Source organism: Pistricoccus aurantiacus (assembly GCF_007954585.1).
GTDB lineage: Bacteria > Pseudomonadota > Gammaproteobacteria > Pseudomonadales > Halomonadaceae > Pistricoccus > Pistricoccus aurantiacus.
In genome coordinates this window covers 2519203-2540861 of record NZ_CP042382.1, presented here as the reverse complement: position 1 = coordinate 2540861, position 21659 = coordinate 2519203, and the positions used below count along the sequence as shown (strand labels likewise).

General features: G+C 60.7%; 23 protein-coding genes. 17 read left to right on the top strand and 6 right to left on the bottom strand.

The window, feature by feature from the left end; genetic code table 11:
- Positions 1–61: 61 nt before the first annotated feature.
- Positions 62–1168 carry a GGDEF domain-containing protein gene (locus tag FGL86_RS11970; RefSeq protein WP_147184762.1) on the top strand — a complete coding sequence of 369 codons (1107 nt, stop codon included), beginning with the start codon at positions 62–64 and terminating at the stop codon, positions 1166–1168.
- A 104-nt stretch (positions 1169–1272) separates the two neighbouring features.
- Here the strand turns inward: FGL86_RS11970 and FGL86_RS11965 are convergent, their stop codons facing one another.
- Positions 1273–2526 carry a methyl-accepting chemotaxis protein gene (locus FGL86_RS11965; RefSeq protein ID WP_147184761.1) on the bottom strand — a complete coding sequence of 418 codons (1254 nt, stop codon included), beginning with the start codon at positions 2524–2526 and terminating at the stop codon, positions 1273–1275.
- Between the two features lie 230 nt (positions 2527–2756).
- Here FGL86_RS11965 and FGL86_RS11960 point away from each other — a divergent pair, with 230 nt between their 5' ends.
- From FGL86_RS11960 to FGL86_RS11950, 3 genes are all read left to right on the top strand, one after another.
- The gene (locus FGL86_RS11960; protein ID WP_147184760.1) at positions 2757–3017 is read left to right on the top strand and encodes a hypothetical protein; all 261 of its coding nucleotides are present in this window, start codon (positions 2757–2759) and stop codon (positions 3015–3017) included.
- A 376-nt stretch (positions 3018–3393) separates the two neighbouring features.
- Positions 3394–4044: a GGDEF domain-containing protein gene (locus FGL86_RS11955; RefSeq protein WP_147184759.1), complete on the top strand. Its 651-nt coding sequence runs from the start codon at positions 3394–3396 to the stop codon at positions 4042–4044.
- 190 nt (positions 4045–4234) lie between these two features.
- Positions 4235–5206 carry a putative bifunctional diguanylate cyclase/phosphodiesterase gene (locus tag FGL86_RS11950; protein ID WP_147184758.1) on the top strand — a complete coding sequence of 324 codons (972 nt, stop codon included), beginning with the start codon at positions 4235–4237 and terminating at the stop codon, positions 5204–5206.
- Positions 5207–5234: 28 nt separating this feature from the next.
- On the opposite strand, the gene FGL86_RS11945 is transcribed toward FGL86_RS11950, so the two are convergent.
- The 3 genes from FGL86_RS11945 to fliE are packed head-to-tail and all read right to left on the bottom strand — an operon-like array spanning position 5235 to position 7410.
- Complete coding sequence (locus FGL86_RS11945) at positions 5235–6152, bottom strand: OmpA/MotB family protein (protein ID WP_186764395.1); 918 nt, start codon at positions 6150–6152, stop codon at positions 5235–5237.
- 1 nt (position 6153) lies between these two features.
- The gene (locus FGL86_RS11940; protein WP_147184756.1) at positions 6154–7038 is read right to left on the bottom strand and encodes a motility protein A; all 885 of its coding nucleotides are present in this window, start codon (positions 7036–7038) and stop codon (positions 6154–6156) included.
- 12 nt (positions 7039–7050) lie between these two features.
- Positions 7051–7410, bottom strand: a complete 360-nt coding sequence (gene fliE, locus FGL86_RS11935) for a flagellar hook-basal body complex protein FliE (RefSeq protein WP_147184755.1) — start codon at positions 7408–7410, stop codon at positions 7051–7053.
- Positions 7411–7661: 251 nt separating this feature from the next.
- On the opposite strand from fliE, the gene fliF reads away from it, so the two are divergent.
- The 13 genes from fliF (at position 7662) to fliR (ending at position 18623) form a co-directional block, all read left to right on the top strand.
- The gene (gene fliF / locus FGL86_RS11930; RefSeq protein WP_147184754.1) at positions 7662–9389 is read left to right on the top strand and encodes a flagellar basal-body MS-ring/collar protein FliF; all 1728 of its coding nucleotides are present in this window, start codon (positions 7662–7664) and stop codon (positions 9387–9389) included.
- Positions 9382–10386: a flagellar motor switch protein FliG gene (gene fliG / locus FGL86_RS11925; protein WP_147184753.1), complete on the top strand. Its 1005-nt coding sequence runs from the start codon at positions 9382–9384 to the stop codon at positions 10384–10386. Before fliF ends, fliG begins: the two co-directional genes overlap by 8 nt.
- Complete coding sequence (fliH, locus tag FGL86_RS11920; protein WP_147184752.1) at positions 10379–11098, top strand: flagellar assembly protein FliH; 720 nt, start codon at positions 10379–10381, stop codon at positions 11096–11098. The genes fliG and fliH overlap by 8 nt, the downstream gene beginning before the upstream one ends.
- Positions 11095–12516 (top strand): flagellar protein export ATPase FliI, encoded by a 1422-nt coding sequence (fliI, locus tag FGL86_RS11915; protein WP_147184751.1) that lies wholly within the window; start codon positions 11095–11097, stop codon positions 12514–12516. The genes fliH and fliI overlap by 4 nt, the downstream gene beginning before the upstream one ends.
- Positions 12513–12965 carry a flagellar export protein FliJ gene (gene fliJ, locus FGL86_RS11910; RefSeq protein ID WP_147184750.1) on the top strand — a complete coding sequence of 151 codons (453 nt, stop codon included), beginning with the start codon at positions 12513–12515 and terminating at the stop codon, positions 12963–12965. Before fliI ends, fliJ begins: the two co-directional genes overlap by 4 nt.
- A gap of 17 nt (positions 12966–12982) precedes the next feature.
- Positions 12983–14137, top strand: coding sequence for a flagellar hook-length control protein FliK (locus tag FGL86_RS11905; protein ID WP_147184749.1), 1155 nt, complete (start codon positions 12983–12985; stop codon positions 14135–14137).
- A gap of 134 nt (positions 14138–14271) precedes the next feature.
- Entirely contained in the window at positions 14272–14754 is a 483-nt protein-coding gene (fliL, locus tag FGL86_RS11900; RefSeq protein ID WP_147184748.1) for a flagellar basal body-associated protein FliL, read from the top strand.
- Between the two features lie 19 nt (positions 14755–14773).
- A complete protein-coding gene (gene fliM / locus FGL86_RS11895) occupies positions 14774–15817 on the top strand; it encodes a flagellar motor switch protein FliM (RefSeq protein WP_147184747.1) in 1044 nt (347 codons plus the stop codon).
- On the top strand, positions 15810–16301 hold the full coding sequence (fliN, locus tag FGL86_RS11890; protein ID WP_147184746.1) for a flagellar motor switch protein FliN: 492 nt from the start codon (positions 15810–15812) through the stop codon (positions 16299–16301). Before fliM ends, fliN begins: the two co-directional genes overlap by 8 nt.
- Positions 16298–16759 carry a flagellar biosynthetic protein FliO gene (gene fliO, locus FGL86_RS11885; RefSeq protein WP_147184745.1) on the top strand — a complete coding sequence of 154 codons (462 nt, stop codon included), beginning with the start codon at positions 16298–16300 and terminating at the stop codon, positions 16757–16759. The genes fliN and fliO overlap by 4 nt, the downstream gene beginning before the upstream one ends.
- 32 nt (positions 16760–16791) lie before the next feature.
- Positions 16792–17517: a flagellar type III secretion system pore protein FliP gene (fliP, locus tag FGL86_RS11880; RefSeq protein ID WP_147186185.1), complete on the top strand. Its 726-nt coding sequence runs from the start codon at positions 16792–16794 to the stop codon at positions 17515–17517.
- A gap of 12 nt (positions 17518–17529) precedes the next feature.
- Positions 17530–17799 (top strand): flagellar biosynthesis protein FliQ, encoded by a 270-nt coding sequence (fliQ, locus tag FGL86_RS11875; protein ID WP_147184744.1) that lies wholly within the window; start codon positions 17530–17532, stop codon positions 17797–17799.
- Between the two features lie 29 nt (positions 17800–17828).
- The gene (fliR, locus tag FGL86_RS11870; protein ID WP_147184743.1) at positions 17829–18623 is read left to right on the top strand and encodes a flagellar biosynthetic protein FliR; all 795 of its coding nucleotides are present in this window, start codon (positions 17829–17831) and stop codon (positions 18621–18623) included.
- 73 nt (positions 18624–18696) lie between these two features.
- On the opposite strand, the gene flgL is transcribed toward fliR, so the two are convergent.
- Positions 18697–19932, bottom strand: a complete 1236-nt coding sequence (gene flgL, locus FGL86_RS11865) for a flagellar hook-associated protein FlgL (RefSeq protein WP_147184742.1) — start codon at positions 19930–19932, stop codon at positions 18697–18699.
- A gap of 20 nt (positions 19933–19952) precedes the next feature.
- Positions 19953–21608: a flagellar hook-associated protein FlgK gene (flgK, locus tag FGL86_RS11860; protein WP_147184741.1), complete on the bottom strand. Its 1656-nt coding sequence runs from the start codon at positions 21606–21608 to the stop codon at positions 19953–19955.
- Positions 21609–21659: the final 51 nt, after the last annotated feature.

Below are 21659 nucleotides of genomic sequence, written 5' to 3'. Positions count from 1 at the left end.
GCTGTCCGAAAAAAGGCAGCTTTTTTCGATATCGACGCCAGCCTGATCGCGATGGAGCTTCATGAAACCGACTACCCCTTTATTTTCGAGCGCACGGCAGCGCTGCATTCTGCTAGGTCTGATCTTTCCCTTGCTCGCCCTGATGGCCCTCGCACTGATACTGCTTTTCTGGATCGATCAGCAGAAAGCGCCGGAAGATGAGCTGCTCAATTTTACCGGCAAGGTGCTGACGGAGCCTCAATCCTTCTCGAACGTGGGCAATCAGCCTCAGCGCCTTTACCGGCTGGAACGCCAGCTTACCCAGCAGCGCTATATCCTCGATTACCTTCTGGGCCTGGATGGCCTTCAGACGCCGACCTATCGAAACATATCCAGCGACCTGCAACGACTCGCGCCCCAAGTGGCGGAACTGCGGGAAATCCTGATGGAGCGACCGCCTTCTCAGGTTCCCGCGGAGGAACTGGAACGCCGGGGCAACGGTTTGCTGGAACGTCTCGGTCAGCTCTATCGCACGCTGCATTCCCGCGCCCTGGAGGCCAGCCAGGGGTATCAAGAGCAGCTTTCGGATCTGATCAAGGCACTGGCTTCCATCGGCCTGGCCATTCTGCTGACCACCATCGGGGTGATCCTGATCTTCGAACGCGTGCTGCGGCGCCAGTCCGGCCTGCACCGACTGACCCTGACCGACGAACTCACTCGGCTCAATAACCGCCGGGCGCTGCTCAACAAGTCGGAACAGGCGCTGCTGCTGGCTCATCGTTACAAGCGCCCGCTGAGCCTGGCGCTGCTGGATATCGATTACTTCAAACGCATCAACGATCGTTACGGTCATCCACTGGGGGATCAGGTGCTGCGGCAGTTCGGCCAGACCCTCTCCGAACTGATTCGCGAATCCGACGTCGCCGCGCGGGTGGGAGGCGAAGAGTTCTGCGTGGTCATGCCGGACACGAACCTGGAAGGCGCCACTCGGCTATGCGAGCGAATTCGTGAAGGGGTCACCGAGTTCGGCTTCGTGCACAAGGGCGAGATCATTTCCATTACCGTGAGCATTGGACTGACTCATACCCCCGGCGGCGACAAGGTGTCCTTCGATACCCTCTATGACCGGGCGGATCAAGCGCTTTACCTGGCCAAGCATAACGGTCGCAATCGGGTGGAAGTGGGCTGACGCCCCGGTTTTTAACCGATCCAATAAAATGCCCGGCCAGATGATCCATGACCGGGCAAGTCATCGATCAATGACAGGACACGGTTCGAGGCAAATCAGCCGGCTTATAGCCGGCTTACCGCGTAAGAAACGCTCTCCGCGCCGCTTAGAATTTCCTGAATGATGCCCTGGGTTTCCCCCACTCGCTTTCGGCTGCTGGCGCTCTGGCTTGCGGCGTCGCTCATCTTGTCGCTGGCCTGGCGAATCAGTTCGTTGTTCTCCCCCAGCACCGCGGAGATCTCCTGGGCGGAAGCGGTAGACCCTTGGGAAAGCTCCCGCACTTCCTTGGCCACCACGGCAAAACCTCGGCCATGTTCGCCGGCCCGAGCGGCTTCCACCGACGCATTCAGCGCCAGCAGGTTGGTTTGCTGAGCGATGCGAGAGATCGTGCCGGTGATCTCATTGATGGTATTGATCTGCCGGTGCAGTGCCCCGATGATGGACTGGGCCGCCTCCACTTCCGCCGCCGCGCTGTCCGCGGTAGTCACCGCCTGGGCAAGCTGATCCAGGCCGTTGGCGGCGATGGCCTCGGTCTGCTGGGCGGTCGTGCGAGCGGATTCCACCGCGCTGCGAGCCGCCCGCTCCTCTTCCACCGCATCGGTGATGTCGGTGGCGAACTTGACGATCTTGATGACCTGACCGTCTTCATCCACCACCGGATTATAGGTGGCCTCGAGCCAGATGGTCCGCCCGGTGGCGGTGAAGCGTTCGAACTTGCCCTGCTTGAAAGCATTGTCCGCCAGTTCCTCCCAGAAATACGGATTTTCCCGATAGAACGCGTCGCTACAGAACATGCGGTGATGACGACCGGCAATATCCTGGAGACGATACTCCATCGCCTTCAGGAAGTTGTCGTTGGCCCGGATAACCTCGCCGGTCGGCGTGAACTCGATAACAGCCATCGAGGCGTTCAAGGCGGTCAGTACCGCATCCTGGTCCGCGGCAGCCTGGTGCTTGGCGGTGACATCATTGGCGATCTTGATGATATAGCCGACTCTTCCGTGGCGATTCTTCACCGGCAGATAGGTCGCTTCCAGCCAGATGGTGCGTCCTTGCCTGTCCAGCCGATGAAAGGTTCCGCCGCGGCTTTCCCCCTTGGCAAGAACTTTCCAGAATTTTTTATAGGCAGATGTCTGATGCGTCTCGGAGGTACAGAACAGGCGATGGTGCTGCCCTTTTATGTCTTGCAGCTTGTAACCGACCACGTCGAGGAAGGCGTCGCTGGCATCGAGAATCACACCTTCCGGCGTAAAAAGAATGCAGGCGGTATGGGCCTTGAGGGCTTCGTGCAGGGAAGATGTCTTTTTTATCAGAAGCATATAAGGGGCTCGTCGGGAAAGCAGTAGAGGCGTGAGGGACGCGCCAATCGCAGTGAAAGGTAAGCGAGTTATCGGCACTGCCCCGATTGGCTTGAGAACCCGCGTTCGATGAGCCTCTTTTTACTCAAGTTCTTCTCCAAGCCTGCCGATAGTCTTTAGGTCCGGCATGCCGGCTCATGAAAAATGACCGATTCCGAAACCTATCGTCTCCACAGCAAGGGAACACGTTAATGAAACACCGGATGGCCTTCGGCCTTGCCACTGCTTTACTCGGCGCCGGTATCGGCAATGCTCAGGGCTTCGAGCACCATGTCGCCGTCAGCGCCGTAGCGGACGGCGTACAGCCCTATCTGGGTTGGCGAGCGTCTCATCGCAGCGGCTTCGGATTCTTTTCCGAACTGGGCGTCATGGCAACGGACGCGGAAGTCTCCTTGAGGGCCAGCGGTCCGGCGGCGGATAACCCCAGATTCCAGGATGACCTGCGCAAGTAAGAACGCAAGCTCAAGGATGACGTTGAAGAAGTCGCAATCTATCCGGTCGCGGTCCTGGGTATTTCCTATACGTTCTAATCCTCATCGCTCTTTCCGATTACCTCCTGAACCCGTCAGGCTCAGGAACCCGTGAGGATATTGGTGAGTAAACCGCGGATTGACCGGCTACCGTCTAATTGAGAAATTACTGTTTTACCCTGATAACGCTTTCATATTGCAAAATGTTTGAAAATCGTGAAGCGATTCGTACGACACAGTATTTCCAAAAGCAATTTTTTGTTACTATATTGTTAAAAACATCACTAGCACAGACGCAAGAAACTCGTTCTTTGATGCGCCACTTGAAGGTAGCTTGATAACTAATAGGGAGCGGTTCATGCCCCAATCGCGATATTCCGCCATCAGGGAATCACAGTGCTTCGCCCCGCCGGATCGCCGCGCGCCTATTGGCGCAGGACTTAGCGGCGCCCCGTCTGTCCCGGGCAGGAACCATATTGTCTCTTCGGTAATGCGGCAGCGCCGCGCGACTCACCTGACGCCGCATGACGATCTGACTGGTCTGCTCACTCCTCAGGCGTTTACCGAGGCGCTGGTTCGTCGGCTGGCAAACGCGCCGAAAGACACGGCTCCCTTTTCCTTGATCCTGTTCGAAATCGTTGATTGCGACGCTATCGCCATGACCTGTGGCCGTGACGTTGAGTGTGAACTCTTGAAGCAGCTGGCTACCCTGGCACAGCACTGCCTACGGGGTCAGGATATCTTGGCCCGCTGGAACGATCACCGCTTCGCCGCCCTGCTGCCGGACGCGCGTTTCGACGATGCCCTGCATCAAGGCGAGCGGCTGCGAAAGCGCGTCGCTCAAACACGCCTGCTGGGATTACCCACCCGGCTCGAACTGAGTGTCGTCGAGTATCACTTCGAACATGCCGCCGGTGTCATGATCGCCAAGGCCGAGCAAGCGCTCCGGGAAACCAGGCGCGGAGACCATACCAACACCTCTCTGACACGGCGGCACATCGCATGCTAGGCTGGAACACGATAGCGAACCCCTGTCAAGACACATCACATTTCCACGGCTTGGCCGGAGCGTCGCATCGCCGCCGTCTGATCGAGTTGATGTGCCAAGCCATGCGCCGAGCACGTCGTGACGGCTCACCGCTGGCGATCTGCTCCTTCATCGGCCGATCAGCCTGGGCAATGAAACCCTGCGACTCTCGGTGAGCATCGGCGTCACTCATTTTCCTCGTGACGAGGCGTCTGAAGAAGTGCTGCTGCGCCACGCCACTCAGGCCATGTACCAGGCCAAGCAGCTCGGCGGCAACGCCTTCCATTTTTTTGATTATCACCAAGGCCGTCAGCAGCGCTCGCGTAGAGCAGAGCGGCGCCGCTTCGTCGACGCCCTGAACAATGATGAGCTTTGCCTTTACTATCAGCCCCAGGTGGACATGCTCAGCCGCCGAGTCATCGGCATGGAGGCCCTGCTACGCTGGCGCCATCCTGAACAGGGTTTGTTGGTGCCGGGCCAGTTTCTGCCCGCCATCGAAGGCAGCGACCTCGAAATCCTGCTGGGGGAATGGGTGACCGAACAGGCGCTGATGCAACTGCAGCAGTGGGAAAAAAGCGGCCTTGAGCTCCCTATCAGCATCAATATCAGTCCTTTGCATCTGCTATCGGAACATTTTATCGACCGCCTGGAAATGCTGCTGGCACGCTACCCGGACGTACCCGCAGAGCGGCTACAGCTGGAAATTCTCGAAACCGCCGCCATCGACGATACCCTGCGGGCGGATCGCGTGGTTCGTCGCTGCCAGGCCCTGAATATCCATGTGTCCATCGACGATTTCGGCACCGGTTTTTCCTCCTTGATTCATCTGCGAAAACTGCCGATCAATGCCATCAAGATCGACCGCAGCTTCGTGCGAGACATGCTGCGGGGTCAGGAGGACATGGCGATGGTGGAAAGTATCATCTACCTGGCGAACCGTTTCGGCCACTCGATGCTGGCGGAGGGCGTGGAAACCTTGGCCCAGGCCAAGGCCCTGATAAAAAGAGGCTGCCAGCTGGCCCAAGGCTACGGCATCGCCCGCCCCATGCCGGCAGCAAACCTGGAGGCCTGGCTGGCGGAATGGCCCTCCCGGCAAGAATGGCGGGATCTGAGCGCCGGCACACACCCTACTACGATGGCCTAACACCTCGCCTTCGAGCATTCCTCGTCTTCTATAGCGTTAGAATCACCTCAACCCGCCGATTGGCCGCCCGGCCTGCGGCGGTGTCGTTGCTGGCAAGGGGTCGAGTATCCGCGTAGCCGATTGCTCGCACCCGGGACGGGTCGATTCCCGCTTCAAGAAAATAACGCACGATGGCGGTGGCCCGGGCGGTAGACAGTTCCCAGTTCGAAGGATAATGGGAAGTCTTGATATCAATATTGTCCGTATGCCCCTCGACGGAGATCTCGCCGTGATAGCGCTCGACGATATCCAGCAGCTGTTTGACGGTTTCATAGCCGCTGCTGCGCAGTGTGTCGCGACCGGTGGAGAACAGCAGCTGATCCTGAATGCGCAGTCGGATGCCCTGGTCTACTGGGGTGATCTCCACGCCCTCGAGACTGAGATCACTGGGGAGCGCGCGCACCCGGCTGAGTACCAGGGCGCTGTCGATCGCTCCCTGATCCATACGCTGGGTCGCGTAACGATGTCGACGCACCAACTCAATGGCGCCGGCAGTATTGACCCAAGGCGTGGCACGAGGCTTCGCCACGCCTAGCGCGGCCACTATCGCCCCGGGTGTGATTTCACCCACCGTCGCGATCCGGCGCTGCGCTTCCGCCAGGGCCTGCATGTTGTCCAGGGCCTGGCGCTCGAGAAAATCCTGCAGGCTGACCACCGCCTGCCACTTTTCGACCCTGGCCTGTTCCACCGCCTGAACCAGCGCCACCGCCGGCTGCCAGGCGACCCGCGGGCGCGTCTCGGAAGTCTGGCGCGCCATGCCCGTCAGGGAAAGCAACAGGGCGAAGAGGGCCACCAGCAGGGTCATCACGTCAAGATAGCTGAGCATCCAGATGCCGCCGGTATCGTCCGGGGCCGTTTCGTCGAGCAGCACGTCGCGATGGCTGGTGACGCGGGGATTCTCGATCATGTCAGATTCTCGATTTGGCAGGCGAGCGCGCCAGCCCAGAACGCATCGGGGCTTTCTTGACGCCTCGGGCATGGGCCAGGTCGAATTCCGCGGCTTCCGCCTTGGCGTTTCGCGTTCCGTCGAACAGTTCGTCCCGATGCTGGGCCATGAAGGACTTGAGGGTTTCCTCGATCACCGAAGGCAGGCGCCGGCGTGACATCAGACAGACCCCTTCCAGCACCATGTTCATGGTAATAAGGCGTTCCTCCGTGCGCCGCTCGAGCTTCACCGCGATGGGCTTGAAGATCAGGTTGGCTAGCACGATGCCATAGAAGGTAGTCAGCAGCGCCACCGCCATACGCTCGCCGATCACCGCGATATCCGCGCTATCCATGACGTCGAGCATGTTCACCAGCCCCACCAGGGTACCGATCATGCCGAAAGCCGGCGCGTAAAGCGCCATGGTGCGAAATATCTGCGCCTCCGCCCGTTCCCGGGCCTTGAGTCGAGCGATACGCCAGCGCAGCAGATCGATGATTTCCTCCTCCTTGGCGTGGTCGATCACCAGCTGGATGCCGGTGCGCAGGAAGGGGTTGCGACAGTTCGGCAGCGCCTGTTCCACGCCGCGAACATCCCCGGCAAACCAGGTCCGCGCCAGGCTCACCAGGGTAGCGATATCTCGTTCGTCCCGGGATTTCTCCCGGCGAAACACCAGCCCGACCAGCCGCACCACCCGCAGCACTTCCTTCAGCGGATAGCTGATGAAGGTGGCGGCCAAGGTGCCGGTCAGCACGATGCCGAGACCCGGCAGGTTGAGGAAGGTGGCCGGGGCGTCCGCGCTGGTCAGCACCACGCTGACCAGCAGCATCAGGCTCGCGACGATACCGATAAACGTCGAAGGATTCATGGATGGTTCCGCCTATACCGGCATGTTCATCACGTCTTTATAGGCGGTGACGAGTCGATTTCTGAGCTGTACGGTCATCTCGAAAGCCACGCTGGCCTTCTGCTTGTCCACCATGACATCGTTGAGCGCCACCCTCGGGTCGCCGCTCTGGAAGGCGGTCTGCTGCTGGCTTGACACCTGCTGAAGCTGGTTGACCCGATCTAGGGAGGCGCGCAGCTCCCCAGCGAAGCCGCTGCTTCCGGTCTCGCCGGAGGCCTGGACCGCGCCGGCGGCCTGATGCGCCAACTGGCGCATCTGCTGCAGGGCGGGCTGCTGCAAGGAAGAAGGCTGCAGAGAGGACAGCAAGGCGGCATTGCCGATGGGTAACGTCATGGTTTAAACCTCAGGCGCAAGAAAGTCGGAATCGACATAGAGGGCTATGGTGGCAAGCCTAACAAGCGACTTCCCCGAACGATGCGCGTAAATGACGCTGAAAACCCGGGCTTTTTCCAACTTTATCTTTTCCTCGCATCAGCATAATGGCCCCATTCATTTTTGCCTTTCCCTGAAAGAGCCGCCATGACGATTGCCCTGTTGACCTCATCGTTACTCATTGATGTTCCCTTCTTACCGGGGAGCGTCTCATGAGCGGTGCATCCACTATGGAGCGCGGCGGAACGTCGACGGAAAACGGATTTTCCCGAATCCTCGCCACCCTGCGCAAGAGTCCACTCGTTCCCCTGCTGGTCGTCGGCGCGGCGATCATTGCCATCGTCATCGCACTGCTGCTGTGGGCGCAAAGTCCCAGCTACCGGGTGCTGTACACTAATCTGAGCGAAGCGGACGGCGGGCGAATCATCAGTGAACTGGATAGCCGAGGCGTACCCTACGAGTTCAGCGCCGGCGGCAAGACTCTGCTGGTGCCCAGCGATCAGGTGCATAAACTACGACTGCAGCTGGCGGAACAAGGGCTTCCCGAAGGCGGCAACGTCGGTTTCGAGCTGATGGACAATCAGGCCTTCGGTATCAGCCAGTTCGCCGAGCAGATCAACTTTCAGCGCAGCCTGGAAGGCGAACTCGCGCATTCCATCGAATCCCTGGGACCGGTGGCCCGGGCGCGCATTCATCTGGCCATGGCCAAGCCCTCGGTATTCGTGCGCGAGCGCAAGCCCGCCAAGGCCTCCGTGGTGCTGACCCTGCAACCGGGGCGCAGTCTCAACGAGGGCCAGGTCAGCGCCATCGTGCACATGGTCTCCAGCAGCGTGCCGGATCTCACCGCGGACATGGTTACCCTGGTGGATCAGCGCGGCCGTCTGCTGTCCAGCGAGGACAAGAGCGCCGGCGGCCTGAGCACCACCCAGCTCGACTATATTGCCGAGGTGGAGCGCTCCTATCAGCGGCGCATCCAGAACATTCTGGAGCCGATCCTCGGCATGCAGAACGTGCATGCCCAAGTGGCTGCCCAGGTGGATTTCTCTCAGCGGGAAGAAACCAGCGAACGCTACGGTCCCAATCAGTCCTCGGAGCGGGCGGCGGTCAGAAGCGCTCAGCAGAGCCTGTCCTATCGCGGCGGCGACGGCCTACCGGAAGGCGGGGTGCCCGGCGCCTTGACCAATACGCCCCCCACCACCCTGCCCTCGCCGATTCAGACGGAGGGCGAGGAAAATGCCCAGGATGCCAACACGCAGCAAGACAAGCAGCCCCCGGACGACGTACAGCGAGACAGCGTGATCAATTACGAAGTCGATCGCAACGTCGCCCACGTTCAGTATCAGCGCGGTCGCATCGAGCGCTTGAGCGCGGCGGTGGTGGTGGACTATCGCCACATCGAGAACGAAGAAGGCGAAGCCCAGCAGATTCCTCTGGCGGAAAGCGAGATTGCTCAGATCGAACGGCTGGTGCGTCAGGCCATGGGCTATTCCGAGGCCCGGGGCGATGATATCGCCGTAGTCAATCAGCCATTCCGCCAGAAGGCGGTGGAAGCGGCCTTGGAACCGGCCTGGTGGCAGTCTCCGGAGCTTCAGCGCCTGGGCTTCACGCTCGGTCGCTATCTGCTGGTGACGCTGGTCTTCCTGATGCTTTATTGGCTGCTGCTGCGTCCCTTCATCAAGCGCTACACCCAGGCCGCCACTCAGGCCCAGGGCTTCCAGGCCAGCGTCGGCGAGGACGAAACGGTTGGTGAATCCTCCGGCGCCCTATCCGGCCAAGCAGATGACGCTGACGAAATGGAAGACGAGCTCTACGAACCCACAGGACAACCATCCAAGGTATCCGCTCACGCGCGCGACCTTGAAATACTGCAGAACATGGCCCAGGAGGACCCCCGTATGGTGGCAATGATCATTCGCGGATGGATACACGACGATGCCTGATGTAACTAGCTTGAGCGGCCTACGCCGCGGCACCGTTCTGCTGCTTTCCATGGACGAAGACAGCGCCGCCCGGGTCTTCCGCTTCTTCAGCGGCCAGGAGATCGACAAGCTCAGCCGGGAGATGACCAGCCTGGGCCAGGTGGGCAGCCGGGATATCCGCCGGGTATTGAAAGACTTTCGCCAGGCCGCGGAGGAGTTCACCAGCGTCAACGTGAATTCCAGCGACCACGTGCGCGCGATTCTCACCAAGGCGCTGGGTAGCGAACGTGCTTCCGGGCTGATCGACGATGTGCTTTCGGATAACAGCAACAGCCTGGGTATCGACGCCCTGAACGTCATGGAACCCAACATGGTCAGCGAAATGATCCGCGAAGAGCACCCGCAGATCATCGCCACCATCCTGGTGCATCTACAGCGTCATCAGGCCGCGCGCGTGCTTGAGCTGCTCGAAGACAAGCTGCGAGACGACGTGGTGCTGCGTATCGCTACCTTCAGTGGGGTGCAGCCGGAAGCCCTCAAGGAGCTGACGGAAGTGCTCAGCGGCATGCTGGAAGGCCAGAACATCAAGCGCAGCAAGGTCGGCGGGGTACGCACCGCCGCGGAGATTCTCAACCTGATGAACACCGCCCAGGAAGAAGGGGTCATCGAAACCGTGCGCGGTCATAACGAGGACCTGGCCCAGCGCATCATCGACGAGATGTTCGTGTTCGAGAATCTGCTCGACCTGGAAGATCGCGCCATTCAGATGCTGCTCAAGGAAACCGATACCAGCGTGCTGTGCGTGGCCCTCAAGAACGCCAATCAGAACATGATCGACAAGTTCACCCGCAACATGTCCCAGCGAGCGGCGCAGCTGCTGATGGAAGACATGGACGCCCGGGGCCCCATGCGCGTCTCCCGAGTCGAGGAAGAGCAGAAGAAGCTTCTGCAGATCGTGCGGCGACTGGCGGACAACGGCGATATCGTGATCGGCGGCGGAGACGAGGAATATGTCTGAGACCTGTATTCGACATCCGCGACACTGGCACCGTTGGCAAATGGACGACCTGTCTTCCCGGGTCGAGAAGCGCCGAGAGGAGCACCCGGATAACGCCGAATCCCAGCAGGCGAAGGCGCGCAAGAACGCTCTTGAAACCGAGCGCCAGGCCCTCCGCCAGCAGGCCCACGAGACCGGCTACGCGGAAGGCCACGAGGAAGGCAGGAAAGACGGTTACGCCAAAGGCCTCGAGGAAGGTCGCGCCCAGGGCCGCCAGGAGCTGAAGGAGCAGTCGCGTCAGACGCTTGCCGCCCTGCTGCCTCTGATCGAGAGCTTCAATCAGGCACTGGCCCAGCGGGACGAGGAAATCGCCGATAGCCTGGTGGAGCTTGCCCTGGCCACCGGCTATCAGCTTGCCGGTGAGGCGCTGAAGGCAAACCCGGAGCAGATCGTCGAGATCGTGCGCGAACTACTGCACCTGGAACCCGCCCTCAGTGGTCATCCGCGTCTGCGGCTGCACCCGCAGGACATCGAGCTGGTCAAGGACGCCATGGAACAGGAACTGACGGCGCTGGGCTGGAGGCTACAGGCGGACGAGCAGCTGGCTCGCGGCGGTTGTCGCGTCACCAGCAACAGCGGCGAGCTGGACGCCACCTGGGAACAGCGCTGCGCCGGGGTCATGGAACAGATTCGCCACCGCTCGACGGCTCGTTCCGCGGAGAAAGAGTCATGAATTCCACAGTTTCCACCGGCCATTTTTTCGTCGACCCCGCTTCCAATCCCCATCTGGCCCACTGGCAGACCGCCTTGGACCGGGTCCGCAAGCGAGTCAGCGCCCTGCCCGCCTATCGCGCCAGCGGGCGTATCGTGCGCGCCACCGGCCTGGTGCTGGAAGCGGTGGGGCTTCGCGTGCCCTTGGGCAGCGCCTGCCGCATCGAGGTGGCAACCGAAAACGGTGAGGCCAAGGCGCATTTCGCCGAAGCGGAAGTGGTGGGTTTCACTGGAGAAAAACTCTTTCTGATGCCGCTGGCGGAAATCAGCGGCTTGATTCCCGGTGCCCGAGTCTTTCCCCTAGGCCACGGCAACCGCCAGAGCGCCCGGCGTTTCCCTCTGGGAAAAGGACTGCTTGGCCGGGTGGTGGACGGCAGCGGCAACCCGCTGGACGGCATCGAACTGCCCCAGGACACTCCCCAGGCGCCACTGGCCACTCCGCCGCTGAATCCGCTTTCCCGAGCGCCGATCACCCAGCAGATCGATGTGGGCATCCGCGCCATCAACGCTCTGCTCAGCGTGGGTCGAGGTCAGCGCATGGGGTTGTTCGCGGGCTCGGGGGTGGGTAAATCCGTGCTTCTCGGCATGATGGCCCGCTTCACCAAGGCGGATGTGATCGTAGTGGGGCTGATCGGCGAGCGAGGCCGGGAAGTACAGGATTTCATCGACAACATTCTCGGCGCCGAGGGGCTTGCCCGCTCCGTGGTGGTGGCGGCGCCGGCGGATACCTCGCCGCTGCAGCGCCTGCAGGGCGCTTCCTACGCCACTCGCCTGGCGGAAGACTTTCGCGACCAAGGCCGGGACGTTCTGCTGATCATGGATTCCCTGACCCGCTACGCCATGGCCCAGCGGGAAATCGCCCTGGCTATCGGCGAGCCGCCGGCCACCAAGGGCTACCCCGCCTCGGTGTTCGCCAAGCTGCCGGGCTTGGTGGAGCGGGCCGGCAACGGCTCAAAGGATGGCGGCTCGATCACCGCCTTCTATACGGTGCTGGCGGAAGGTGACGACCAGCAGGATCCTATCGCGGATTCCGCCCGAGCGATTCTCGACGGCCATATCGTGCTGTCCCGCAGCCTTGCGGAATCCGGCCACTATCCGGCCATCGATATCGAGGCCTCCATCAGCCGTGCCATGACCGCCATTGTCGACAAGGAGCAGCAACGGGAGTCTCAGCGCTTCAAGCAGCTGTTCTCCAGCTATCAGCGCAACCGGGATCTGATCAGCGTCGGCGCCTACAGCCCCGGCCACGATCCCCAGCTCGACGAAGCGGTGAAACGCTATCCGGCGCTGGAAGGCTTCCTGCAGCAGCGCATCGATGAACGGGCGGATATCGTCCCGGCCAGACAGGCGCTTTCCCAAGCGATCGGAGGAGACGAATGAGTACGAACAACCCCTTGGAGCGCCTGGCGGAACTGGCCCAGGACTCCCGAGACGCGGCGGGTCAGTTGCTGGCCAAGAATCGCCAGACCCAGCAAAAGGCCAGCCATCAGTTCGAAGCACTGCACCGCTACCGCATGGAATACGCGGATCGCCTGCAGGACGCGCTCAAGCAAGGGGTCAAGCCCATGACCCTGCGCAATTACCAAGGCTTTCTAGGCACCCTGGACGATGCCATCGAACGCGCGCGACAGCAGCTTAGCCACCAGCAGCATCAGGTTAGCAGCGCCCAGCAGCAGTGGCAGAAGGAACAGCGCAAGCTGTCTTCCTATAACACCTTGAGTTCCCGGCGCCAGGATCAGCAGCGCCAGGAGCAACAGCGCCAGGAACAGCGGCGTAACGACGAAATGAGTGCCAATAGCCTAGCCCGTCGCCAAGATCGCAATCGCTGAACCAGTTCGAGAAAACCATGGATATCAAGCTTCTGCCCGTTACGCCTCAAGCCTTGCCCTCCTCGGGTGCGGGAACCTCCGCAACACCGGCGACGGATGGCTCCTTCGCCCGACTCATCGGCGCCGTCACCGGCAAACTGCCTCAAGACGGCATGTCTTTAGATACCCGACCCCAGGATGGCCTTCCCCAACCAGCAGGCTTGGCCGAGGTGGCGCTCGAGATTCGTCCGAACAGTCATCTCGACCGTCCCAGGAATGATCCGTCAGAAGACCAACTGGAAAAAGACACCGACGAGCCCTTGATTGCCTTGATCGCCATGGCCCAGGCGATTCGTCCGCTGGATTCCGCGAAGGCATTGAAACCGGCGATACAAGAACCGCTGGCCGTGAAACAGGAAGCTTCCGAGATCAAGGGCCAGGCCTTGCCCGCCGGAAGACCCTTGATCCATGAAGTCGCCGGTGAGATGGTCGAATCCGAAGCGGCAAAGATCTCACAGATTCAGCCGACTCCCGCCCCTTCGACCACATTGCAGGCCACCACCTTGAACGCGGCTCGTTCTTCCGGTGATGGCGTGATTTCGCCCGTTGCTGAGAAGCTTGAAGAGAACCTGGAAGGCTTCGATCAACTGCTGGACAAGGCCGGCTCGACAAGCGGCCTGCTCCGCCAGGATGGCACTGCGGCGCCGTTGCAGGGCACCGGCACGGCCATGAGCGCTTCCGGTCAGGCAGCCAGCCCCACCATCACCGCTCCCCTGCAAAGCCCTCAGTGGTCCCAGCAGCTAGGCCAGCACCTCATCGCCTTGACCCAGCGAGGCGATCAGCAGATGAAACTCAGGCTCAATCCGGAAGAACTCGGGCCTTTATCGGTGACCCTCAAGCTCAGCGATCAGGGTGCCCAGGCGCACTTCCTTTCCGGTCATGCCCAGGTGCGCGGCCTGATCGAACAGGCGATTCCCCAGCTGCGGGAAGCTCTGGCCCAACAGGGTATTGCCTTGGGAGAAACCTCCGTCGGTGATCAGGGATTCCAAGATAATCCTCGGCAGGGGGATGGCAGACAACCCGGCGCCGGCACCCGCTATTTCACGGTGAATAAAAACGACGTCGCTTCGGAGCCGTCATTGACTTCCCAGCCCAGCTCCCATCTCGATGATCGGGTGGATCTCTACGCCTGAGCGGAAACCCGGCAAGGTATTTTGAAACCGCGAGATAGGCGGATTCCTTTTCGCTTTTCGCGCCATGAACCAGACCGCTCCAGAGGCATACTTCCCATCCTGAACGCTAACTCTTGATGGATGGCAACCTAAGCATGGCTGACTCTGAAAAATCTTCCGGTAAATTGAAGTGGCTGGTGATCGCACTGCTGTTCGTCATGGCGATGGTGATCACCGGCATGGGGGCCTATCTGTTTCTCGGCAAGAACAGCACCGGCGCCGAACAGGCCGCCGCCTTCGCTCCGATCGAAGCGCCGACGCCGCTTTTCGTCAAGATCGCTCCCTTCACCGTCAACCTGACCGGCGATGACGCCGCTGCCAGCCGGCTTTTGTATCTTGGCCTGTCCCTGCGGGTCGGCGACGCGACGACCCAGACCCTGCTGACGGATCGCATGCCACAGATACGCAGCCGCCTTTTGATGCTGCTGTCCGGCAAGAGCGCCCAGGAGCTGACCTCACCGGAAGGCAAGGCCAAGCTCGCGGAGGATATCAAGGCACTGTTCGATAAACCGCTGAGCGAGCCGCAGCCGACGCTTGCGCTGCAGGAAGTGCTGTTTACCGAATTCATCGTGCAATAAGTAAAAGTTGACGCGACCCATGGCACAAGACGAACTGCTTTCCCAGGAAGAAATCGACGCGCTGATGAAAGGCGTCAGCGGCGAAGATGAAAGCGCCGCGGATGTGAACGAAGCGAAAGTGCGCCCCTACGATCCAGTTTCCCAGCATCGCGTGGTTCGCGAGCGCTTTCAGGTACTGGATATCGTCAACGAGCGTTTCGCCCGGCTGTTTCGCATCAGCCTGTTCAACCTGCTGCGCCGCGGCGTGGATATCAGCATGGATACGGTGCGCTATCAGAGCTATACGGAATTCCTGCGCAACACCCCAGTACCCACCAATCTCAACATGGTCACCTTGAAGCCCCTGGAAGGCACGGCGCTGTTCGTCTTTCCGCCGAGCCTGGTGTTCATGGTGGTGGATAACCTGTTCGGCGGAGACGGTCGCTTCGTGACCAAGTCTGAAGGGCGCGAATTCACCATCACGGAGCAGCGTATCATTCGGCGCCTGCTGGACCTGGCGATCAACGCCTATCAGGAAGCCTGGAAAACCGTGCATCCGCTGACGATCGGCTACCTGCGCTCGGAGATGCAGACCAAGTTCGCCAACATCACCAGTTCTCCCAACGAAATTGTCGTCAACAGCATCTTTCACCTGGAAGTCGGCGCCCTAGCCAGCGATTTCAACATCTGCATGCCCTACGCCATGCTCGAGCCGGTGAGTGATGCCCTGACTCACCAGACCCCCGGCGGTCAGCAGCGAGATTCCTCCTGGACCCGGCGTATGGCCGGCGAACTGCGCCTGTCCGAGGTGGAACTGGTGGCGGACTTCTTGAATATCTCCGCGGATCTCGGTCAGGTGATGCGACTCAAGGTGGGCGACGTGCTGCCGGTGGAACTCCCGGAGACGGTCATCGCCCGGGTCGACGACGTGGCGGTCATGGAATGCGAATACGGTCGCCAGCAGCGCCAGAGCGCCCTGCGGGTCAAGCATCTGATCAATCACGCCGCCCCCCTCATCCCAACCGCCCTGGCCAAAGACGCCAAGGACGCCCAGTCATCCTTCGAGGAAAATAACGATGAGTGATAACCCCAACGATCAGCCCCTCGGCGACAAGGACACGCCCGACGAGGTCGATACCACCAAGGACGACGCGGAAGATATCTGGGCCGCGGCCCTGGAAGAGCAGCAACAGCAGGAAAAGGCACCGGCCAGCGACGCATCCTCCTCGAAAGAAACCGGCGCCCAGCCCCGGGCGGACGATCGGGTGTTCAAGCCCTTGCAAGGCGGCGGCGAACAGACCGCGGTGCGCGACCTGGAAATGATCATGAACATCCCGGTCAAGCTCAGCGTGGAGCTGGGCCGCACTCGGATCACCATCAAGCAGCTGCTGGAGTTGACCAAGGGATCGGTGATCGAGCTGGACGGCCTGGCCGGGGAACCCATGGATATCCTGATCAACGGCTATCTGATCGCCCGGGGCGAGGTCGTGGTGGTGGAAGACAAGTACGGCATCCGCATCGCCGAGATCATCACGCCGACGGAACGAGTACAGAAGCTGAACCGATGAGCGCCAAGACGGAAAATGCCCAACAGGCCATGAACGCCATACAGAGCAGCGATTCGCTGCTCGGCCTGGCGGCGCTGGGCAAGGTCGCCCTTTCCCTGGCGCTGATCATCGGCTTGATTCTGCTGGCCAGTCGCCTGATGCGTCGCCTGCGCCCGGGCCAGGCCAACGCCGCCAAGGCACTGCAAGTGGTGGCGGGCACTGCGGTGGGTAACCGGGAGCGGGTGGTGATCGTCGAAGTGGCGGATACCTGGCTGGTGCTGGGTGTGGGCGGCGGCCAGGTCAACAAGCTTCACGAAATGCCGGCGCCGGAGCCGGATTCTACCGTCACTATGGACCTGGAGGGCGAAAGCTTCGCCCAGCGCTTTGCCGGCGCCTTGAAACACAATGCCTTGAAACACAGTGCGAGCGTCTGGGGTGAAGGAAAAAAGCGCGGCCGCAAGAAAAAGGAATCGCCATGAGGGTACGTTCTCTTGTCTTCGTCGGCACGGGAATGCTCGCAATCGGCTGGCTGGCGCTTTATCCGCAGGCCGGCTGGGCGCAGTCGATCCCGGGGATCGTCACTCAGCCCACCGCGGACGGCGGCCAGCAGTGGTCGCTCAAGCTACAGACCCTGCTGCTGCTGACCTCTCTGGCTTTCTTGCCTGCCGTGCTGCTGCTGATGACCAGCTTTACTCGTATCATCATCGTGCTGGGGCTTTTGCGTACCGCCATGGGCACCCAGTCCGCGCCGCCCAATCAGGTACTGCTGGGGCTGGCGCTATTTCTGACGTTTTTCATCATGGCGCCGGTATTCAACGAGATCTACGACAGCGCCTGGATGCCGCTGAGCAACGGCGATATCGAACTTCCGGAATTCCTGAGCCTTGCCCAGCAGCCGCTGCGGGACTTCATGATGCAGCAGACCCGCCAACCGGATATCGCCATGTTCGCTCGGCTTTCCGAGACCGGCCCGTTTCAGGGTCCGGAAGACGTGCCTTTTCAGGTGCTGGTCCCCTCCTTCGTCACCAGCGAACTGAAGACCGCTTTCCAGATCGGCTTCATCCTGTTTATCCCGTTTCTGATCATCGATCTGGTCATCGCCAGCGTGCTGATGGCCCTGGGCATGATGATGGTGCCCCCGGCGACCATCTCGCTGCCCTTCAAGCTGATGCTGTTCGTGCTGGTGGACGGCTGGCAATTGATCGTCGGTTCCTTGGCGGAAAGCTTCTTTGTTTAGGAGAGCTCGATAATGACCCCTGAAACGGTTATGGATATCGCCTATCACGGCATGAAGGTCACCCTCCTGCTGGCGGCGCCGCTGCTGTTGACCGCCCTGGCCCTGGGCCTGCTGGTGAGTCTTTTTCAGGCCGCCACCCAGATCAACGAGATGACGCTTTCCTTCATCCCCAAGATTCTCGGCGTGTTCGGGGTGCTCGTGCTGGCGGGGCCCTGGCTGCTGGGGCTGATCACCAACTTCACCCGGGAATTGATCCGCAGCATTCCGCTGCTGATTTCCTGAATCCCTGATTCCGTCACTCGCCGAGCGCCATGCTGACCCTCGATTTCGCCCAGCTGCAGAGCTGGCTGGTCATGTTCCTGTGGCCTTTCGTGAGGCTGACCGCCTTTCTCGCCGCTTCGCCCCTGTGGGGCCATAACAGCGTGCCCAATCAGGTCAAGGTCGGCCTGGCGATGCTGCTTTGCGTGGCGATCGCCCCGGGGCTGCCGCCTCTGCCGGACGTGCCGCTGTTTTCCTGGGCGGGCTTCGGGATTCTGGTGGAGCAGATCATCATCGGGGTAGCCATCGGGCTGGTCATGCGTATCGTGCTGGCGACGGTCCAGGCCGCCGGGGAATATATCGGCCTGCAGATGGGCCTAGCCTTCGCCACCTTCTTCTCGCCGGATACCGGCAGCAACGACGTGGTGGTATCGCGCTTTCTCTACATGGTCACCCTGCTGATGTTTCTGGCGGTGGACGCGCATCTGATCGTCATCCAGATTCTTGCGACGAGCTTCAGCGTCTTGCCCATCGGTGCTCTTGGCCCCGAAATCGCCGGCTTCGATCTGCTGGTGCGCTTCGCCGGTACGATCTTTTCCTCCGGCCTGCTGCTTTCCCTGCCCCTGGTGGCCGCTCTGCTCACCATCAACCTGAGCATGGGCATTCTCAACCGCGCCGCCCCCCAGCTCACCATCTTCTCCATCGGCTTCCCCATGACTCTGACCGTCGGCCTCTTCCTGATCATGGTGCTGATGACGGACTTCGGACGTTTCCTGCAGCGCCTTTTCGAAACCGGACTCGGGTTTCAACAGCAGCTCTTGCAGGCGCTGGCGCCTTTGGGAAGCTAAAAAAGCGAGGATCCGGTAATACCGAACCCTCGTTAAATTTTCTAGTCGTTGTTATCGATAAACATCGCCAGCCTTACAACATGTCGAACAGCGACATGTTCTTCAGCCCCATGAACGCCTTCTGGGAGGCCTGCAGCCCTACCTGGCTCATGCTGTATTCGGAAATCGCCTTGCTGTAGTCGAGATCCACCAGATCCGAGAGGGTCTGCTCGTAGTTGAGCATGCGATTGCTGCCTACCGTGTCCACCACGTCCAGCTCGTTGAGGCGGGCGCCTACGGATGCGCGTACGGTGAGCACGTTGTCCAGGCTGTTGTCGAGCTCACGCATGGAAGTAGAGACGGCGTTGCGGAAATTCGCCTGCACATTGGTTTTGCCTTCGATGGGGGTTTCCAGGGCCTTGATGGCGGTTTCCAGGGTCTTGAACAGGTTCTGATTAGCCTGGCCGTGATCCGCGGGACGAATCGCTATCTCATCACCATCAGCCGCGCTGCCTTCGAGAGTAATGGAAATCGCCCCGTTGCCGATCTCGATCGGCACACCGGCCTCGAAGGTCTGTCCGGCCACGCTAGAGATGGCGTTGCCTTCGGCGTTCAGGGTTTCCATGGTGAAAGTATCGGTGCCGGTAAATTTCAGCACGTAGGCATTCTCGCCGTAGCCGGGCTGGTTAGAATCGAGTCGGCTTGGACCCTTGAAGGTCACATTACCTTGGTTCTCATTGGCGATAGCTAAATGGCCGTTGCCGCTGGCGACGCTTTGAAAGATCGTCTTGCCGTTATCAGAGACGGGCATTCGCCTAGAGGCATCCACCTGCTGTTCACGGCTGCGCTCATCGCCGTTGTACACCACTGCGGACCCCTCGCCGCTCTTGGCGAAGGGCGGCGCGTCGTCCTTGTAGCCGCCGAACAGATAGCGACCGTTGCCGTCGGTAACGTTGGCCTGACCAAGCAGTGATTCGTAGATACCGCGCAGCTCGCCGCCGATGGACTGTCGGTCCGCGTCGCTCAAGGTCTCGCTGGCGGCCTGCACCAGCAGATTCTTGGCGCTGGAGATGCCTTGGGTGACGCTGTTGAGCACGCTCTCCTCCTGAGAAAGCGCGTTGCGAGCGCTGATTCGGGCATCCGCGTACTGCTGGGTCTGGGCCTTGGCCTGGGCGACCCCCACCGCACGGGAAGCGGCTTGGGGGTCGTCCGAGGGCCTGACCACCTTCTTGCCGCTGGCAATCTGCTGGCCGATCTTCAGATACTCGCTCTGCTGGCGGTTCATGCTGGTCATGCTCTGCTCGAACATGACCTGAGTGCTGATACGCATGGGATACGGCTCCTCGACAATCAGGTACGCAAGCCAAGGATGGTATCGATCACGGTGGAACCGATCTCGATGACCTTGGCGTTGGCTTGATAGAACTGCTGATAGCGCAGTAGGTTAGCCGCCTCGTCGTTGAGGTTGACCCCGGACTGGGACTGTTGCACCGCGTACAGCTGCTCCGTCAGCCCCTGCTTGGCGTCGAGGTTGACCTTGATCACGCTGGTGCGATTACCCACGTCGCTGATCAGGCCGCTATAAGCCTGATTGACCGAGGCATTGCCCCCCACCAGTTTCTCGTTCTGCAGGCTCTGGAGTTCCAGGGCATTGCGGTTGTCGCCGGTACCGTTGTCTGCATCCGGGATACCCGCGGCGATCTTGTCCAGCTCGCTGATCCGGTTTTCCATGCCGCCGGCACCGTGACGCACCGGCTGTACTTCAAAGCGATCTCCCTGGTTCAGGGTACCGCCGTCGAAACCGAGCTTAACGCCGCCGAAACTCAGGGTGCGATTGGCACTGTCGAAGGTGAAATCGCTGCCGGCCTCCAGTTTCTGGCCGTTGTCCTTGCGCTGGATGGTAAAGCCGCTCGCATCAGCGGGCGAATTGTCATTGATACGAATCTCATAGTCCGTGGCCCGCAGCTCCTTGTAATCATCGATGGCGATGGAATCGACTCTGGCGCGGCCGCCGTTGCGATCGCTGGCGAAGGCCTGAGGATCACCGATCTTGAACATATCCTCGCCGAGATTGCCATTCAGATCGGCGCCTTTACGATGCTGCTCATTGAAGCCTTCCGCCAGGGAAATCGCCAGTCGGCCAAGCTGATTCTGAGTGTCGTCCAGGGTTTCGCTGCGAAAGTGAGTCAGACCACCAAGGGTGCCGCCGCTGATGGTACCCGGCGCAAGTTCCGCGGCGTTGCCCCCGGCGTCGCGCACGCCGACCACGATCCGCTCCGGATCAGTGCTAGAAGCCATGGCTTCTAGACTGAAGGATCGCGTGCCGGTCACCAAGGGTTCGCCGCTGGAAAGCGTCAGGTTGTAGGACTTGCCGTCCTGCACGCTGAGCTTGACGTCCAGGCGTTCACTGAGTTGCGCCACCACCTGATCCCGCTGATTGAGCAGGCTGTTGGGGGCCTCGCCGCTGCGCGCCCGGGCAAGGCCGATTTCCCGGTTGAGCTGAGCTAGCTGCTTGGTCTGATTGTTGATCTGGACGACCTCATCCTTAATCTGGCCGTTGATGCCCTGCTGCATGTCTTCGAGATAGGCGTCGAAGGAGCGGAACTGAGCGCTCAGGGTATCCGCGTTGCCAATGGTCCCCTGACGGGCGGCCGGGTCCGAAGGCGCGCTGGCAAGATCCTCCAGGGACGAGAAGAAACTCTGTATCAGCGGCGCCAGCCCGGCCTCGCGATCCGCCAGCAGATCGTCGATCTGGCTGATCTGGTTATCGTAGGTCTTTAGAGCGGTGGAAGCGCTGGTGGCGTCGTTGAGCTGCGCGGACACGTAGCGGTCGAACTGACGCTCCACGTTGACTACCGTCACCCCTCGCCTGCCGTCCTGCTCCGCCAGCTGGGTGATCTCCCGGTTATAGCCCGGGGTGAAGGCGTTGTTGATATTGTTACCGGTGGTCAGCAGCGCGTTCTGCGCCGCGTGCATGCCACTCAGACCAATGGAAAAGAGACTCATGATTGTCGTTCCCTGAAACGGATACGGAAGTTATCGACGCAAGTTGAAAAG

Coding starts and splice junctions, on each gene's coding strand:
- FGL86_RS11970 (WP_147184762.1), top strand. CDS start 62: ATGAAACCGACTACCCCTTTATTTTCGAGCGCACGGCAGCGCTGCATT.
- FGL86_RS11965 (WP_147184761.1), bottom strand. CDS start 2,526: ATGCTTCTGATAAAAAAGACATCTTCCCTGCACGAAGCCCTCAAGGCC.
- FGL86_RS11960 (WP_147184760.1), top strand. CDS start 2,757: ATGAAACACCGGATGGCCTTCGGCCTTGCCACTGCTTTACTCGGCGCC.
- FGL86_RS11955 (WP_147184759.1), top strand. CDS start 3,394: ATGCCCCAATCGCGATATTCCGCCATCAGGGAATCACAGTGCTTCGCC.
- FGL86_RS11945 (WP_186764395.1), bottom strand. CDS start 6,152: ATGATCGAGAATCCCCGCGTCACCAGCCATCGCGACGTGCTGCTCGAC.
- FGL86_RS11940 (WP_147184756.1), bottom strand. CDS start 7,038: ATGAATCCTTCGACGTTTATCGGTATCGTCGCGAGCCTGATGCTGCTG.
- fliE (WP_147184755.1), bottom strand. CDS start 7,410: ATGACGTTACCCATCGGCAATGCCGCCTTGCTGTCCTCTCTGCAGCCT.
- fliF (WP_147184754.1), top strand. CDS start 7,662: ATGAGCGGTGCATCCACTATGGAGCGCGGCGGAACGTCGACGGAAAAC.
- fliG (WP_147184753.1), top strand. CDS start 9,382: ATGCCTGATGTAACTAGCTTGAGCGGCCTACGCCGCGGCACCGTTCTG.
- fliH (WP_147184752.1), top strand. CDS start 10,379: ATGTCTGAGACCTGTATTCGACATCCGCGACACTGGCACCGTTGGCAA.
- fliI (WP_147184751.1), top strand. CDS start 11,095: ATGAATTCCACAGTTTCCACCGGCCATTTTTTCGTCGACCCCGCTTCC.
- fliJ (WP_147184750.1), top strand. CDS start 12,513: ATGAGTACGAACAACCCCTTGGAGCGCCTGGCGGAACTGGCCCAGGAC.
- FGL86_RS11905 (WP_147184749.1), top strand. CDS start 12,983: ATGGATATCAAGCTTCTGCCCGTTACGCCTCAAGCCTTGCCCTCCTCG.
- fliL (WP_147184748.1), top strand. CDS start 14,272: ATGGCTGACTCTGAAAAATCTTCCGGTAAATTGAAGTGGCTGGTGATC.
- fliM (WP_147184747.1), top strand. CDS start 14,774: ATGGCACAAGACGAACTGCTTTCCCAGGAAGAAATCGACGCGCTGATG.
- fliN (WP_147184746.1), top strand. CDS start 15,810: ATGAGTGATAACCCCAACGATCAGCCCCTCGGCGACAAGGACACGCCC.
- fliO (WP_147184745.1), top strand. CDS start 16,298: ATGAGCGCCAAGACGGAAAATGCCCAACAGGCCATGAACGCCATACAG.
- fliP (WP_147186185.1), top strand. CDS start 16,792: ATGCTCGCAATCGGCTGGCTGGCGCTTTATCCGCAGGCCGGCTGGGCG.
- fliQ (WP_147184744.1), top strand. CDS start 17,530: ATGACCCCTGAAACGGTTATGGATATCGCCTATCACGGCATGAAGGTC.
- fliR (WP_147184743.1), top strand. CDS start 17,829: ATGCTGACCCTCGATTTCGCCCAGCTGCAGAGCTGGCTGGTCATGTTC.
- flgL (WP_147184742.1), bottom strand. CDS start 19,932: ATGCGTATCAGCACTCAGGTCATGTTCGAGCAGAGCATGACCAGCATG.
- flgK (WP_147184741.1), bottom strand. CDS start 21,608: ATGAGTCTCTTTTCCATTGGTCTGAGTGGCATGCACGCGGCGCAGAAC.